This is a genomic window from Streptomyces sp. NBC_00557 (assembly GCF_036345995.1).
Lineage (GTDB): Bacteria > Actinomycetota > Actinomycetes > Streptomycetales > Streptomycetaceae > Streptomyces.
In genome coordinates this window covers 823,228-838,561 of the sequence record NZ_CP107796.1, presented here as the reverse complement: position 1 = coordinate 838,561, position 15,334 = coordinate 823,228, and the positions used below count along the sequence as shown (strand labels likewise).

The window sequence follows — 15,334 nt, the reverse complement described above, 5'->3', positions numbered from 1 at the left end:
CGGCCATGACCGGCGTCACGGTGCTGCTCGCGCTGCTCGCGGCCCTGTCCAACGCCGCCGCATCGGTGCTCCAGCGCCGGGCCGCCGTGCAGGAGGCCGAGGAGTGCGGCAGGGCGCGGGCCGCGCTGCGCCGGCTCGCCCGTCTGCTGCGGCGCCCGAACTGGCTGGCCGGCAGCGGGCTGCTGGCGCTCTCCAGCCTGCTGCAGGCGGCGGCACTGGCCACGGGCAGCCTGTCCCTCGTCCAGCCCCTGCTCGCCGCCGAGCTGCTGTTCACGCTGATCGTGGGCAGCGTCGCCTTCCGGCGCACGCCGGACCGGCGGACCTGGCTGGCGTTCGCCGCCCTCGCCGTCGGACTGGCCCTCTTCCTCCTGTCGGCGTCACCGTCCGCAGGCCGGCCCACGGCGACGCCCCAGGCCTGGCTGGCCGGCGGCACCGCGGCGATCGGCGCCGTGGTCCTGCTGGTGGCGGTGGCCCGTCCGGCCAGGCCCGCCGCCGCGCGGGCCGCGCTGCTCGGCCTCGCCTCGGCCGTGTCCTTCGCGACCACCGCCGCCCTGCTCAAGGAGGCCGTGGGGCGGCTCGGCCAGGGGCCGGAGGCGATGTTCGGCCACTGGTCGCTGTACGCCACCGGCGCCGTCGGGGCCGTCGCCTTCCTGCTGCTGCAGAGCGCGCTCGGCGCCGGCTCCTTGACGGCGTCCCAGCCGGCCCTCACCCTGGGCGACGCGATCACCAGCGTCATCCTCGGCTGGGTGCTGTTCGACGAGGTGATCCAGCTCGGGGCGCGGGTGGTCCCGGAGGTGATCGGCATCACACTGATCGGGACGGGCAGCCTGGGGCTCGCCCACGCCTCCGCCGAGGGCGGGGAGTGGGACGCACACGTGCGGGACCGCCCGCCACGCGACCCGCACCGGGTACATCGTTAGGGCACCACCGTGCGCAGACGCGACATCCCCGACCAGGAAGGCGGTTCAGCGATGGTTCCGAGGCCCGGCCGCATCTGGCGGAAGGCGGCCCTGCTGCTCCCGGCCGGTATCGCCGCCGCGCACATCGCACCGGCGGCGACCTGGCTGCCGGGCGTGCGGCTGCTGCTGTGCCCACGGCTCTCCGGCGCCGGCCGGAGCCGGCACATCGCGCTCACCTTCGACGACGGCCCCGACCCCGCGTCGACGCCCCGCTTCCTCGACGCGCTGGACACACTCGGCGTGCGGGCCACCTTCTTCGTGCTCGGCGAACACGTCGTACGCCATCCCGGCCTGGTCCGCGAGACCGTGCGGCGCGGACACGAACTCGCCGTCCACGGCTGGACCCACGACCGCCCCTGGCGGCCCGCCCCGGCCCGCGACGCCGAGGAGGTCGCCCGGACCGTCCGCGCGGTGCACGACATCTCCGGCCACCGGCCGCAGTGGTACCGCCCGCCGTACGGCATCCTCACCTCCGGACGCTGGCTCGCGGCCCGGCGGTCCGGGCTGCGGCCGGTGCTGTGGTCGGCGTGGGGCAAGGACTGGACGGCCGAGGCCACCCCGGCGTCCGTGCGGGCCCTGGTCGCCGCCGACCTGCGCGACGGCGGCACCGTGCTGCTGCACGACTCGGACCGCGTCGCGGCCCCGGGCTGCTGGCGCTCGACCCTCGGCGCCCTGCCGGCGCTGGTGGAGGGCTGCCGCGAGGCCGGCCTGACGGTGGGGCCACTGCGCGACCACGACCCGGCCGGGTCCGCCGCGGCGTCTGCTGCCGCGGGGGGCCGGTGAGGAGAGACGGGCGCGCGTGACGGGAGGCCCGGGCACCGGCCGGCCGGGCTCGCCGCGGCATCGGGCAGCGGTTGCCGGCCCCCGGAGACCGGCCGTCTGGGCGACCGGCCGGACCACGTCCGCCTGGCCGACGGCCGGGGCACGCCGCGCCGCCACGTCCGCACGGAGATCGCCCGCACGGTCGGCGGTCCAGCAGCTTCGGGCGGCGGGACGCCTCGCCTCACCCGGGCCCCTCGGACGGGCGCCGTGGGACGGTGTCACCGCCGTACCGCGCGGCGGCGCACGGAGCCCGAACCGGCGGCTGCGGAGCCTGCACGGGCGGGCCGCCGCGTCACGGACCCGTCGCGTACACCAGCGGGTCGGCCCGGAACAGGGCCCGCCCGCGGGCCACCCGCCGCGCCCGTTCCGGTCCGCCCTCCGTGAGCCGCGCGAGCGCGGCCAGCAGGGCGGCGCCGTCCGGGGCGAGTTCCGAGACACCGAGGCCGGACATCCGCCGGACCCCGTCGACACCGTGGCCGGGCAGCGGCCGGTACCCGACCACGGGCAGCCCGGCGGCCAGGGCCTGTACGGCGGTCTGGCCGGCCGCGTTGTCCACCAGCGCGTACGCGGCGGCCAGCAGCCCCGGCATGTCGTCCACCCAGTCCAGCGCGAGCACCCCGGGCGCCCGGGACACCCGCGCCCGCAGCCGCGCGTTGCGCCCGCAGAGCACCACCGGCAGATAACCGGCCTCCCACAGCAGCCTGGCCGTGCCCTCCGCACGGTGCGCCGCACCCCAGGCCCCCGCGGACAGCAGGACCGCCGGCCGGCCGGGCGCCCGCTCCTCGAAGCGCTCCCGCCACGCCGCCGCGCCGGGCGCCGGTGCGTGGAAGGCGGGCGCGACCGCCGGGCCGGTCGTCACCGCCGGCGTCCCCAGGGCCCGGCGCACCTCGGCCGCCGCCTCGTCCGTGAGGCACAGGTACCGGTCGTTGCCGGGATGCAGCCACTGCCGGTGCACCGCGAAGTCGACGAGGAACACGGTGCTCGGCACCCGCAGCCGGCCCCGGGCCCGCAGATGACCGGTGAGCTGCGCGGCCAGATGGAAGACCGGCACCACCGCATCGGCGTCCAGCCGCTCCACCAGGTCCGTCAGCGCGTCGGCGGCCAGCCGGGCCAGCGGCACCCCGCTGGGGCGCGGCCCCCGGCCGCCGCGCAGGAAGGCGCCGTAGACACCGGCGTACGCCCACGGGAAGTGCCGCACCGAGGCCTGGTAGGACCGGCGCAGCCCGCCGCCCAGGCCGTACGGCAGCAGGTGCAGGATGTCGGCCACGTGCGGCTTCAGTCCGCAGGCCGTGGCCCGGCGGGCCAGTTCGGCGGCCACGGTGTCATGGCCGGCGCCCATGCTCGCGCTGAGGATCAGCGGCCGCCGCCGGCTCGGCTTGGACGCGTCCGTGGCGGGCACCTCGGCAGGAGTACGCACGGGGTCCGATTGTCCGGTGGGCGGCGCCCGCAAACCGGTCACCCGGCCGCCGTGTCGCCCCGGCCCGATCACCGGACACGCCGGGTACGCGAGTTGCCCGGAGCGGGCCGGGGTGGATGAATCGGCACAGGAGAGCGTGTGGGCGGCGAGCACGGGAGGAGCCGTGAGGTGGTGGCGGCGCGGCCTGCACCGCGCTTGGGAGTGGCTCAGGGCGGGGGCCCTGTTCGAGCACGGCCGCGAGCTGGAGCTGATGCACCGCGCCATGGGGTTCGCGACCCTGGCCCTGGTGACGCTGGCGCCCATGCTCATCGTGGTCGCCGCCGCCGATCCCCTGGTGCGGGGCGGTTTCGCCTCCTGGCTCACCGACGGCATGGGCCTGTCCGGGCGGTCCGCCGACGTGGTCACCGGCGTCATCAGCCCGCCGCGCAAGGTCATCGGCACCACCAGCGTCTGGGGCGGTGTGCTGCTGGCCGTGTTCGGCGTGTCCTTCGGCGGCAGCGTGCAGAACGCCTACGAACGCATCTGGGGTCTGGCCTCCGGCCCCTGGCACCGGGTGTGGCGGCAGGCGACCTGGCTCATCGTGCTCACCGCCTACCTCTACCAGGAGGTCGCGAGCAAGAACACGCTGCGCGGGGGCCAGCGGATCGGGCTGTCCGCGGTGACCGGCGTGCTGTTCTTCTGGTGGGGGCAGCGCTTCCTGCTCGGCGGGCAGATCCGCTGGCGCTCCCTGCTGCCGGGCGCGCTCGCCACCGTCATCGGGCTGGCCGGTCTGCGGGTCTTCTCCTACCTGGTGTTCACCCCGCTCATCGTCACCAACGCGCTCAGCTACGGCGCCGTCGGCACCGTCCTCGTCGTGGAGTCCTGGCTCATCGGCGTCGGGTTCGTCATCTACGGCGGCGCCCTGTTCGGCCGCTGGTTCTGCGAGCACCACTGGCGGCCGGCCCACCACGAGCACCCCCGCGGCGAGAACGAGTGCGGCTAGGCCATCTGGCGGCGCACCAGCTCGTGCAGCCGGCCCGTGGTGTCGGCGAGCAGCTCGGCCGGGGGACCCTGCTGGACGACCTTGCCGTCCTCCATCACGATCACCCGGTCGGCGTCCAGGACCGTCGACAGGCGGTGCGCGATGACGATGCGGGTGGCGTTCAGCTTGCGGGTGCTGTCGATGACGATGCGCTGGGTGTCGTTGTCCAGGGCGCTGGTGGCCTCGTCGAAGAACAGGATCCGCGGACGCCGGATCAGCGCCTGGGCGATCATCAGGCGCTGCCGCTGCCCGCCGGAGATCGCGCCGTTGCCGGCCACGATCGTGTGCAGCCCCATCGGCATCCGCTTGATGTCCTCCGCGAGCCCCGCCATCTCGGCCGCCGCCATCGCCTCCTCCGGCGTGTACGGCTCGGTGCCGCAGATGACGTCCAGGATCGAGCCGGTGAAGGGCTGCGCGTGCTGCAGGACCACGCCGCACTGGCGGCGCACCGCCGACTGGTCCAGCGCCGCCAGGTCCTGGCCGTCGTACAGGACGCTGCCGGAGACCGGCTTGTCGAAGCCGATCAGCAGCCGCAGCAGGGTGGACTTGCCGCAGCCGCTCGGGCCGACGATCGCCACGAACTCGCCCGGCCGGACGGCGAAGGACACGTCGTCCAGGACGAGCGGGCCGTCGTCGGCGTACCGGAAGGACAGCCGGCGGGCCTCGATCGCGCCGGACAGCGGGCCCGGCCGGGTGCTGGACGTGCGCACCTCGGGCGTCGCCTCGAAGACCGGCTTGATCTCCTCGAACAGCGGCAGCGCGGCCACCGCCGACACGAAGGAGCCGGTCAGCTGGGTGACCGAGGTCAGCACCATCGTCACCGACGTGTTGAAGGTCAGGAAGCCGGACGCCGACATCGCGCCCTTCGCCGGGCCCGCCAGCAGCATGAACATCAGCAGCGTGCACACCGGCAGATAGATCCCGCCGAGGACGGTGGTGAGGTTCTTGATCCGGCCGACCTTCTGCTGCAGCTCCCGGCTGCGGGCGAACTGGCGCGCCCAGGCGGCGTAGGCGTAGTTCTCGGCTGCCGCGACCCGCAGCTTGGGCAGGCCCCGAAGGGTCTGGAAGGCCTGGTTGTTCAGCTTGTTGCCGAGCACCGTCAGCTTGCGCTGCCAGCGCACCTGCCACAGCCCGAGCCCCAGGAACACGGCCGCGATCACGACGAGCATGCCGAGCGCCGCCAGGGCCATCGACGGGCTGTACCAGAACAGCAGGCCCAGGTTCATCGCGCCGACCGTCACCGACTGCGCGACCACCGGGCCGACGCCCGCCAGCAGCCGGCGGATCGCGCTGATGCCCATCGCCGCACTGGCCAGCTCGCCGGTGGAGCGCTGGGTGAAGAACCGGGTCGGCAGCCGCAGCAGCCTGTCCCACACGGCGGGCTGGAGCGCGGCCTCGATCCGGCCCTCCAGCCGCAGGATGGACAGGTTCTCCAGCAGCGTGAACGCCGCCGCGACCACCCCGCTCACCATCACCGCGAGGCACACCTGCACGATGGGGCCGGTCTGCGCCCTCGGCACGAACTCGCCGAGCACCTTGCCCGTCGCGACCGGCACCAGCGCGCCGATCGCCACCGTCACCAGGCCCGCCAGCAGCAGGGCGAGCAGATCGCCGCGGGTGCCGCGCAGGCTGAACCGCAGCAGGCCGAGCGGGGTGAGCGCCCTGTCGGGCAGGGGCCGGTAGAACATCACCGCGCGCGGCTCGAACTCCTCCGCGTTCGCCTTCTCGATCGGGGTCTCGCGGCCCGTGCCGGGATGGACGGCGACATAGCCGCCGCGCCGCCACAGCAGCGCGACCGGCGCCCCGGACAGCGCCCGGTGCCCGACGAGCGGGCCCACGTTCTCCCGCCACCAGCGCCCCTGGAGCCGTACGGCGCGGGTGCGTACCCGGGAGGCGAGCGCCACCCGCTCGATCGGGTCGAGGCGTTCGCTCTCGGTACCGCTCTGCGCGGGCTCGGCGAGCGTGATCCCGGCCGCCTCGGCGACCAGCTTGCAGGCGGCGTACCCGGCGTCGGCGTCCGCGGCCGTGGTCCGGCGGGCCGAGCGTTTGCCGATGGACGCCAGCAGCGTCTGGTCGGCCTGGGCGCGCACCGCCTCACCGGCCTTGATGCCGGCGGCCGTACGGGTCTCGTGGCTGCGCTCCAGCTGCTCGATCCACCGGTCCAGCGCGGTCAGCAGCCGGTACTGCTGGTCCACCATGGACTGCCACAGCGCCGGGTCCATCAGCAGATCCGCGGCGGCCTCCGCCCCGTACAGCGAGCCGTACTGGACGCTGCCCGGCGGCACCTGCATCCAGAACACGTCGTCGTCGGTGGGTGTGGTGGCCCGTTCCTCCGCCATCGGCGCCTGGAACAGCACGGACAGGCCGCGGCCGACGCCGAGTGCCACCGCGTACTCCAGCGGGCTGGTGGCGGGCGGCACGTACTGCGGGTTGCCGTACTCGTCGTACGACCAGGTCTGGGTGTTCGCCGGCTGGTACAGCTCGCGCAGGTTGATCCGGTGCACCACGCAGTCCCGGACCGGGCGGGCCACCAGGGTGTGCTGGGGCCCGGCGACCGGCCCGAGCAGCAGCGTGCCCGCCTCCAGCCGGCCCAGGTGGTGCCAGTGGCCCTGCTGGACGGCGTCCACCGCGAACAGGTCCAGGGCGCCGGCCGCGACCAGCCACAGCACCTGGGGGCCTTCGAGATCGAGGCGGTTGAGGCCGGCGCAGTCGATGCGCGTGCCCAGCGAGCCGAGCGCGCCCAGGACCAGATCGCCTTCCTGTACGGACGTCATCTCATCGCTCCCTGACCAGCGCGGCGTACGCGCCGCCGCGCGCCACCAGCTCCTCGTGCCGCCCGCGCTCCACGACCGTGCCGTGCTGCAGTACGACGATCTCGTCGCTGTCGCGGACCGTGCTCAGCCGGTGCGCGATCACCACGCAGGCGCAGCCGCGCCGGCGCAGGTTGTCCATCACGACCAGCTCGGTCTCCGCGTCCAGCGCGCTGGTCACCTCGTCCAGGACGAGGATGCTCGGCCTGCGGACCAGGGCCCGGGCGATCTCGAGCCGCTGCCGCTGTCCGCCGGAGAAGTTGTGGCCGTCCTGCTCCACCTTGCTGTGGATGCCGCCGGGCCGGCGCATCACCACGTCGTACAGGGCCGCGTCCTTCAGCGCCTCCACCACGGCCTCGTCCGGGATCGACGGGTCCCACAGGGCCACGTTGTCGCGGACCGAGCCCTCGAAGAGGAACACGTCCTGGTCGACGAAGGAGACGGAGGCGGCGAGCGCGCCGCGCGGGATGTCCTCCAGCCGGCGGCCGTCGATGCGGATCACCCCGTCCCACGGCGTGTACAGGCCCGAGATCAGCCGGGACACCGTGGACTTTCCGCTGCCGGAGCCGCCGACCAGCGCCACCTGCTGCCCCGGTCCCACGGTCAGGTCGAAGCCGCTCAGCAGCGGCTTGTCCAGCGGGCTGTAGCCGAAGGTGATGTTCTCCAGCTCGACGTGTCCGTGCAGCCGCCGGGTGGAGTCGGCGCCGCCGGGGCGGGCGTAGAGCGGGTCGGCCTGGAAGTTCTCCACGTCCTTCAGCCGGGCCACGTCGGCCGCGAAGTCCTGGATGCGGCCCGCCACGCCGTTGAGCCTCGTCAAAGGTGCCGTGAAGCGGGTGACCAGCGCCTGGAAGGCGACCAGCAGGCCCACCGAGATGTGCCCCTCGACCGCGCGCAGGCCGCCGATCCACAGGATCAGCGCGCTGTTGAAGGTGGCGAGGGTGGGGGCGACCACGCCCAGCCAGGCGCTCGGCACCCCGAGCCGCTGCTGCTCCTCCAGCGTGGTGGCGTGCTGCCCGGCCCACTTGCGGAAGTAGCCGTCCTCGCCGCCGGTCGCCTTCATCGTCTCGATCAGCTGCAGACCGGTGTACGAGGTGTTCGTCAGCCGTGCCGTGTCCGCGCGCAGTTTCGCCGTGCGGGTCGCGCGCAGCCGGACCACCAGCCGCATGGCGACCACGTTGAGCAGGGCCACGCCGATGCCGACGAACGTCAGCTGCGGGTCGTAGGTGTACAGGAGGACGGCGTACAGGACGACGACGACGGCGTCGACGCCGGCCGCCGCGAGGTCGCGGGCCAGGGTCTCGGCGACCTGGTCGTTGGACTGCAGGCGCTGCACCAGGTCGGCGGGCGAGCGCTGGGCGAAGAAGGTGACCGGCAGCCGCAGCAGATGGCGCAGGAAGCGGGCGCTGGAGAGGGTGGAGGAGATGATCCGGCCGTGCAGCAGGTTGGCCTGCTGCAGCCAGGTCAGCACCAGGGTGAGCAGCACGCAGGTGGCCATGGAGGCGAACAGCACGCCGAGCAGGGAGGTCTGGCCGCCGATGAGGAACGTGTCGATGTAGGTGCGGCTGAGCGCGGGCACGGCGGCGCCGACCGCGACCAGCAGCAGGCTGGCCAGGACGGCGGCGGGCAGGGTGCCTGCGGTGCCGCGCAGCCGGGCCGGCATCGCGCCGAGCACGCCCGCCCTGCGGCCGCCCTTGGTGAAGCCGTCGCCCGGCTCCATCACCAGCACCACACCGGTGAAGCTGCCGTCGAACTCCTCCATGGGCACGAACCGGCGGCCCTTGGCGGGGTCGTTGATGTACACGCCGCGGCGGCCGAAGCGGCGGCCCATGCCGTCGTAGACGACGTAGTGGTTGAACTCCCAGAACAGTATGGCCGGCGCCGCGACCTCGGCGAGCGCGGCCAGGTCCATCTGCATGCCCTTGGCGGTCAGGCCGTAACTGCGCGCCGCCTTCAGCAGGTTGGAGGCGCGCGAGCCGTCGCGGGAGACACCGCAGGCGATGCGCAGCTCCTCCAGCGGGACGTGCCGGCCGTAGTGCGCGAGGACCATCGCGAGGGAGGCGGCGCCGCACTCGACGGCCTCCATCTGGAGCACGGTGGGGGTGCGGACCGTTCCGCCGCGGGGTCTGGGGACCGGCCGCTTGGCGGGGGCGGCGCGTCTGCGGCCGCGTTCCTGGGTGGCGGTCACGGGAGCAGCCAATCGACGGGGTGCTGGTCGGCCAGCTTGATGGAACCGGAGGCGAGCGTCATGGAGTCCAGCCGGAACGGCGGTCCGTCCGTGGTGGACCAGCGGTAACCGCTCTTCGTGGTGGCCGACCTGTCGAGGGCGACCAGGACGGCCACCGGGCGGCCCTTGCGGGTGAACTGCTCGCCGAGCTGGCTGTCGCCGAGGAAGGCGGAGATCGACTGGGCGGACTGCGCGGTGCGGTCCACCGACTTCACCTCGCCGCGCAGCACGCCGTACGTCTGCGCCGGCACCGAGGACACCGTGAGGTCGACGGAGGCGTGCGCCGGGATGCCGGCGGCGCTCTCGGCGGGGACGTACACGGTCGCGTACAGCGGGTCGGAGGCGTGGGCGACCTTCTCGACGGCGGCCACGTTCGTGCCGGTCTGGATGATCTGCCCGATGGTGGCGGCGAGCGTGGTGACACGGCCCGCGGCGACCGTGCGGACCACCGCATCGCCCTGCTGGGTACGGACCTTGAGGACCGGGGCGTTCGCGGGCAGCCGCTCGCCCTGCCGGGCCAGGACGGCCGTCACCTGTCCGGACACCGGGCTCTGCAGCACATAGCTGCCCTGCCCGTGGGTGAGGACGGCCGGGGCGCTCACCGTGGAGGCGACCGAACCGGTCACCGCCCACACGGAGGCCGCCGCCATCACGACGACGGTGACGCCGAGGGCCAGCCAGCCCTGGGGGCGGGCGAGCCGCACCGGGAGGTCCAGCTCTTCCGGTGACTGGAGCTTGGCGAGGGCCTGTTGGCGGAACTGCACGGAACTTCCCTCACCTGTGGGAGAGACGCGGGTGTTTCAGGGCATCCGAGAGCCCCGGAGCCGGCGAACGGCTCCGGGACTCCGGTGCGACGAGGTGCGATCAGAGACCGGCGACCAGGTCGGTGACCGGCTGCACGTTCAGACCGGTGACACCCTCGACGGTGCCGACGGCCGTGTTCACGGCGCCGGAGACCGGGGCGACGCCGTTCACGGCACCCGTGACGGTGTTCAGGGTGTTCACGGACAGACCGCCGGAGACGTTGTCCAGCTCGGCGTCCGAGATCTCGACGGTCTCGACCTGGGGGGTGGAGTTCATGATGGAACTTCCCTTCCTGATGGATACTTCACAAGGGGGAGCGGCCCCTCTGGGGACAGACGGACGGCCGCGACCGCGGGCGCCGGGCCCCCGTCTCCGGGAGCCCGCCGTGAACCCCCGCGGTGCGATGGATCAAAGCACGCACGCGGGGCGCGCTTCCAATCAACCAGGGCTCTCACCAGGGCACTTGACCGATGACGGGGTTCATCCGTGCAGGTCTGCGCACGACATGTCGGCGACTCCTTCACATGCCGCACGGCATCGTCGCGCCGGTGCCCTTGCCCGTCCGCCGGTGAATCCGGCACTCCGCGCCAAAGGCATGCGCGGGGGCGCGCGGATGTGCAGATCCGCCGTCGGCGGTGAGCCGCTCGGGTATTCGATGTGCAGATTCCCTGAAGGGAAGATTCCGGTACGCGCCAGGAACGGAACGTTACTGGTCGCTGACGGTCCGTGTCAGCCAAGGATCGCGTACACCGTGCTCGCCCGGGCGGCGAGCGCCCCCGAGCCGGCGTCGCTCAGGGCGATGTCCGCGAACGCCATCCGGCGGCCCAGTTTCGTCAGCACCGCTTCGATCCGGACATCCGCGCCGGACACCGCCCGCTGGAACGACGTCGACTGCTGAACGGTCGTCATCGGCACGAATCCGCCCCGCGCGGCCGACACCGCGATCACAGTCGCCGTGTCGGCCGCCGCCATCAGCGCCTGCCCCGACAGACCGCCGCCCTCCCGGGCCAGACGCTCCGACCAGGGCAGACGCAGCACGGCCCGGTCCTCGCCCACCGCCTCGACCGTCAGTCCGAGATCGAGCACCCAGGGAGCGAAGTTCGCGGCGAGGATCTTGTCGGCTTCGGCCGGACTCATCGTCATACGCGGGAGTGTTCCCGGCCGCACGCCGCCCCACGCGGGGCATGGCCGATTCACCCGCCCGGCACGGCCGCCGGGAAACGGAATTGAACGCACCGCACGGCCGGTGCGTACGTACGGCCATCCAGGCGCCCCGAGACGAACTGCCCGCGAGCGGCAGCCCCCGTACCCAGGAGGTCGAGAAGTTTGAGTCACAAGCGAATGCCCAAGCGCAAGGCCGCGATAGCGGTGGGCGGTGTCGCGGCGCTCGGAGCGGCGGCCCTCCTGCTCCCGCACGCCAACGCCTCGCAGGACAAGAGCGAGGCGGCGGGCGGCGCCGCGAAGACCCTGAAGGCCACTCAGGCCTCCGGCCTCGCCGCCCAGTTGCAGAAGGCACTCGGTGACGCCTTCGCCGGGTCGTACTACGACGGCGGCAGGCAGCAGCTCGTCGTCAACGTGGTCAGCGGCGACAACAACGTGATCCAGCAGGCGAAGAAGGCGGGCGCGGTGGTCCGCCAGGTGAAGAACAGCACCAGCGACCTCAAGGCCGCCGCCACGACGCTGAAGACCAAGGCGACCATCCCGGGCACCTCCTGGGCCGTGGACCCGCGCACCGACAAGATCCTCGTCACCGCCGACTCCACCGTCACCGGCGCCAAGTGGGACAGACTGCAGTCCACCGTGCAGAGTCTCGGCTCCGGCATGGCGACCCTGAAGAAGTCCGCCGGGACCTTCAAGACCTTCGTTTCCGGCGGCGACGCCATCTTCGCCCAGACCCAGCAGGGCGGCGTGCGCTGCTCCCTCGGCTTCAACGTCACCGCCTCCGACGGCAGCCCCGCCTTCCTGACGGCCGGTCACTGCGGGGTCGCCGCCAAGGACTGGTCCGACTCCCAGAACGGGCAGCCCGTCGCCACTGTCGACCAGGCCAAGTTCCCCGGCAACGACTTCTCGCTCGTCAAGTACAACGACGCGAGCACCCAGGCGCCCAGCGAGGTCAACGTCGGCAACGGCCAGACCGTGCAGATCAACCAGGCCGCCGACGCCACGGTCGGCGAGACCGTGTTCCGGATGGGCTCCACCACCGGACTGCACGACGGCCAGGTCACCGGCCTCGACGCCACGGTCAACTTCCAGAGCGAGACGAACCCCGGCGGCGTCGACACGGTCAACGGCCTCATCCAGACCAACGTCTGCGCCGAGCCCGGCGACAGCGGCGGCTCGCTGTTCACGCAGGACGGCAGCGCGGTCGGCCTCACCTCCGGCGGCAGCGGCGACTGCACCAGCGGCGGCGAGACCTTCTTCCAGCCGGTCACCGCCGCCCTGCAAGCCACCGGCGCCACCCTCGGCAACGGCGCCGGCGACCAGTCCGGGGCCGGCGACCAGTCCGGCTCCGCGGATCCGTCGGCCTCGGCGGGCGACCAGTCCGGTGGCGGCGACCAGTCGGGCGCGGGGGACCAGTCGGGCGCGGGCGACCAGTCCGGCTCCGCGGATCCGTCGGCGTCGGCGGGCGACCAGTCCGGCAGCGGCAGCGACCAGTCCGGCGCAGGGGCCGGGGACGACGGGTCGTCGCTGACCAGTACGCGCTAGCGTCCGGCATCCGAGAGGCGGCGCTACGGGCCGCCTCTCGGCCGCAGCGCCTTGTGCTCGGCGGGCCGTTCCCGCGCCTCTTCCGGTGCGCCGCCGGGCACCCCCGTCTCCCCGCCGGCCTCACCCGCGGTTCCCGTCGGCGGGGAACGGTCCGGCCCTCCGGCGGGAGGGCCGGACCGCCGTGCCCACCGGGCGGCCGCACTCCGTCAGGCGTCCTGGGACGCCCGCAGCAGCAGCACCGCCACGTCGTCCACCCGCTCCCGGGCCGCCGCGCTGTGCCGGACCACCTCGTCCGCCAGCAGCTCCAGCGGCTGGTCGCCGGCCTCCGACAGCAGGCCGCCGAGCCCCACCAGCGCGTCCTCGATGTCGGTTCCGGGCGTCTCGACCAGACCGTCGGTGTACAGGACGAGCACCGAGCCGGGAGCGAGCGACACCTCGGTCGTCGGGTACACCGCGGCCGGGTCGATCCCCAGCAGCGGGCCGCCGGCCAGGTCCAGCACCCGCACTCGCCCGTCCGGCCGCCTCAGCAGCGGCGGCGGATGTCCCGCCCGCGCCATCACGGCCGTCCCGCGCGCCGGGTCCAGCCGCAGATACAGACAGCTGGCGAACAGCTCGGCGCCGAGGTCGAACACCAGCCGGTTCGTGCTGCGCATCACCTCGTGCGGCGCCTGGCCCACCGTGGTGTACGCCCGCACCCCGGTGCGGATCTGCCCCATCAGGGCCGCCGCGGTCACGTTGTGCCCCTGCACGTCCCCGATCACCGCCGCCGTCAGCGGCAGCGAGGGCACCAGGTCGTAGAAGTCGCCGCCGATCTCCATGCCGTGGGCGGCCGGCAGATAGCGGGCGGCCGCCTCGATGCCGGGCGGCGGCGCCAGCGAGCGCGGCAGCAGGGCCTGCTGCAGCCCCTGCGCGAGCCGGTGCTTGGCGTCGTACAGCCGGGCCCGCTCCAGCGCCTGCGCGATCAGCCCGCCCAGGGACGTCAGCACGGCCCGCTCGTCCGCCGGGAACACATGCGGCTCGCCGTAGGCCAGCACACAGGTGCCCACCGGCCGCCCGGACGCGATCAGCGGCAGATACGCCCAGGCGGCGTAGCCGTCCGGGGGCGTCTGCCGGTCCGGATACAGCCGCTCCAGCTGGTCCCGGGACTCGAAGAACGCCGGCACCCCGCTGGTCAGCACATGGGTGCCCGGGGTGCGCCGGGCCAGCGACAGCCCGTGGAACCGCTCGACGGAGTGCGGGTCCCGGTACCCGCGATGCCCCAGTACGTGCAGCCGCCCGCCCTGCGAGCCGAGGATCACCAGCGCCTGGCTGCCGACCGCCGGCGCCACCTCGTCCCAGACCAGCTGCACCACGTCCTGCACGCCGACCGCCTCGGTCAGCGCGCCCGCGAAACTCAGCACCTGGGAGATCGACACCAGCCGCGACGGCGCGCTGTCCGCCCGCGGCGCCTCGGGCGCCATGTCCGCCACCGCCCTGGCCCGGCTGATCCGCACGCTCAGCCCCGTCCTGCTCGGATACATGCGGAACGACAGCCACTCGCCCGGCGGGCGCAGCGCCACGAACGACGTCGTCCGCTGGCTGAGCAGCGCACCCCGGTAACGGTCCTCGTACACCGGATCGTTCAGCCACGGCACCGAAACCCACGGCAGGGTGCCCAGCAGCTCGCCCGCCGGCCTGCCGAGCAGCTCGGCGGCGGCCGCGTTGACGAACCCGATCCGGCCGTCCAGGTCCAGGGACACGAGCCCGTACGGCAGCCGGGACACCATCCGCGCCGCCTCCACCGCGCCCAGCGTCTCGGCCGGGGCCCACGCCGGCTCGGCCAGCACATCGGTCTCCCCGGCGAACGTCCGGCCCTCCCCGGCGGCGCGCTCCAGGCGCAGCGCCAGCCGCTCGCAGGCCGCCCGCAGGTGGTCCCGCTCCGCGTCGGACAGGTCCGGCGGATGCGTGCCGGGCCAGGTCACGAACACCGCGCCGTACACCTGCCGCTCGGTCGCCACGGGCAGTGCGGCGAGCGCGAACGGGTACGGCAGCACCACCGCGATGCGCGGATAGCAGCGGGCCATCTCCTCCTCGCCGCCCACCCACACCAGCCGCCGCTCGCGCGCCGCGTCCGCGACCGGGATCGGCGCGGACAGCCCGACCCGCTCCCACGGCGCCGCGAACGCCCGCGGCATGCCCGCGTGCACCGCCATCCTCAGGACCTGCTCACCGGGCCCGAGCAGGTAGACCGCGCCGGAGTGCGCGTGCACCTCGTGCATCATCGACACCAGCGCGAGCGACAGCACGGGGTGGGCGCCCGGTGTCGTGTCGGCCGCCGGTGCCGGTTCCGGCCCGTCGGACACGCCGACCACCTCCTCGTACGGCCGCGCCGCCCATCCTGGGGACAACATTCCCCCGCGCGTGCGCACGGCGCACGGCGAGCCGCCCGGCCGCAGGCCCGTCGTCCCGTCCAGGGGATGCCATCGCATACCCCGTTCGCGTGCTCCCATGCCCGGACAGCGGAAGCGCGGGCGGCGTACGGGCGCCACGCATGCGCCCCCGCGCATCCTGATGGCCGGATCTCCGCGCCCG

The 15,334-nt window shown here is 74.0% G+C and carries 11 protein-coding genes; 4 read left to right on the top strand and 7 right to left on the bottom strand.

The genetic code is table 11. The features are described 5' to 3' along the window. Window positions 1–5 precede the first annotated feature (5 nt). Window positions 6–920 carry a DMT family transporter gene (locus tag OG956_RS03050; RefSeq protein ID WP_330336360.1) on the top strand — a complete coding sequence of 305 codons (915 nt, stop codon included), beginning with the start codon at window positions 6–8 and terminating at the stop codon, window positions 918–920. A 51-nt stretch (window positions 921–971) separates the two neighbouring features. Beyond that, entirely contained in the window at window positions 972–1,742 is a 771-nt protein-coding gene (locus OG956_RS03045) for a polysaccharide deacetylase family protein (RefSeq protein WP_330336359.1), read from the top strand. A 331-nt stretch (window positions 1,743–2,073) separates the two neighbouring features. On the opposite strand, the gene OG956_RS03040 is transcribed toward OG956_RS03045, so the two are convergent. Next, entirely contained in the window at window positions 2,074–3,120 is a 1,047-nt protein-coding gene (locus OG956_RS03040) for an MGDG synthase family glycosyltransferase (RefSeq protein ID WP_330342721.1), read from the bottom strand. Window positions 3,121–3,361: 241 nt separating this feature from the next. Here OG956_RS03040 and OG956_RS03035 point away from each other — a divergent pair, with 241 nt between their 5' ends. Beyond that, entirely contained in the window at window positions 3,362–4,180 is an 819-nt protein-coding gene (locus tag OG956_RS03035) for a ribonuclease BN (protein WP_330336358.1), read from the top strand. Here OG956_RS03035 and OG956_RS03030 read toward each other — a convergent pair. The 5 genes from OG956_RS03030 to OG956_RS03010 form a co-directional block, all read right to left on the bottom strand. Then, window positions 4,177–6,993, bottom strand: coding sequence for an NHLP bacteriocin export ABC transporter permease/ATPase subunit (locus tag OG956_RS03030; protein WP_330336357.1), 2,817 nt, complete (start codon window positions 6,991–6,993; stop codon window positions 4,177–4,179). The genes OG956_RS03035 and OG956_RS03030 overlap by 4 nt on opposite strands. 1 nt (window position 6,994) lies before the next feature. Beyond that, window positions 6,995–9,214: an NHLP family bacteriocin export ABC transporter peptidase/permease/ATPase subunit gene (locus OG956_RS03025; protein ID WP_330336356.1), complete on the bottom strand. Its 2,220-nt coding sequence runs from the start codon at window positions 9,212–9,214 to the stop codon at window positions 6,995–6,997. Next, window positions 9,211–10,017, bottom strand: a complete 807-nt coding sequence (locus OG956_RS03020) for an HlyD family efflux transporter periplasmic adaptor subunit (RefSeq protein ID WP_330336355.1) — start codon at window positions 10,015–10,017, stop codon at window positions 9,211–9,213. The genes OG956_RS03025 and OG956_RS03020 overlap by 4 nt, the downstream gene beginning before the upstream one ends. Before the next feature lie 100 nt (window positions 10,018–10,117). Continuing rightward, complete coding sequence (locus OG956_RS03015) at window positions 10,118–10,333, bottom strand: type A2 lantipeptide (protein ID WP_330336354.1); 216 nt, start codon at window positions 10,331–10,333, stop codon at window positions 10,118–10,120. A gap of 453 nt (window positions 10,334–10,786) precedes the next feature. Then, a complete protein-coding gene (locus OG956_RS03010) occupies window positions 10,787–11,200 on the bottom strand; it encodes a PaaI family thioesterase (RefSeq protein WP_330336353.1) in 414 nt (137 codons plus the stop codon). Window positions 11,201–11,383: 183 nt separating this feature from the next. Here OG956_RS03010 and OG956_RS03005 point away from each other — a divergent pair, with 183 nt between their 5' ends. Then, a complete protein-coding gene (locus tag OG956_RS03005) occupies window positions 11,384–12,763 on the top strand; it encodes an alpha-lytic protease prodomain-containing protein (protein WP_443065522.1) in 1,380 nt (459 codons plus the stop codon). A 206-nt stretch (window positions 12,764–12,969) separates the two neighbouring features. On the opposite strand, the gene OG956_RS03000 is transcribed toward OG956_RS03005, so the two are convergent. Further along, on the bottom strand, window positions 12,970–15,153 hold the full coding sequence (locus tag OG956_RS03000) for a SpoIIE family protein phosphatase (protein ID WP_443065521.1): 2,184 nt from the start codon (window positions 15,151–15,153) through the stop codon (window positions 12,970–12,972). Between the last annotated feature and the right edge of the window lie 181 nt (window positions 15,154–15,334).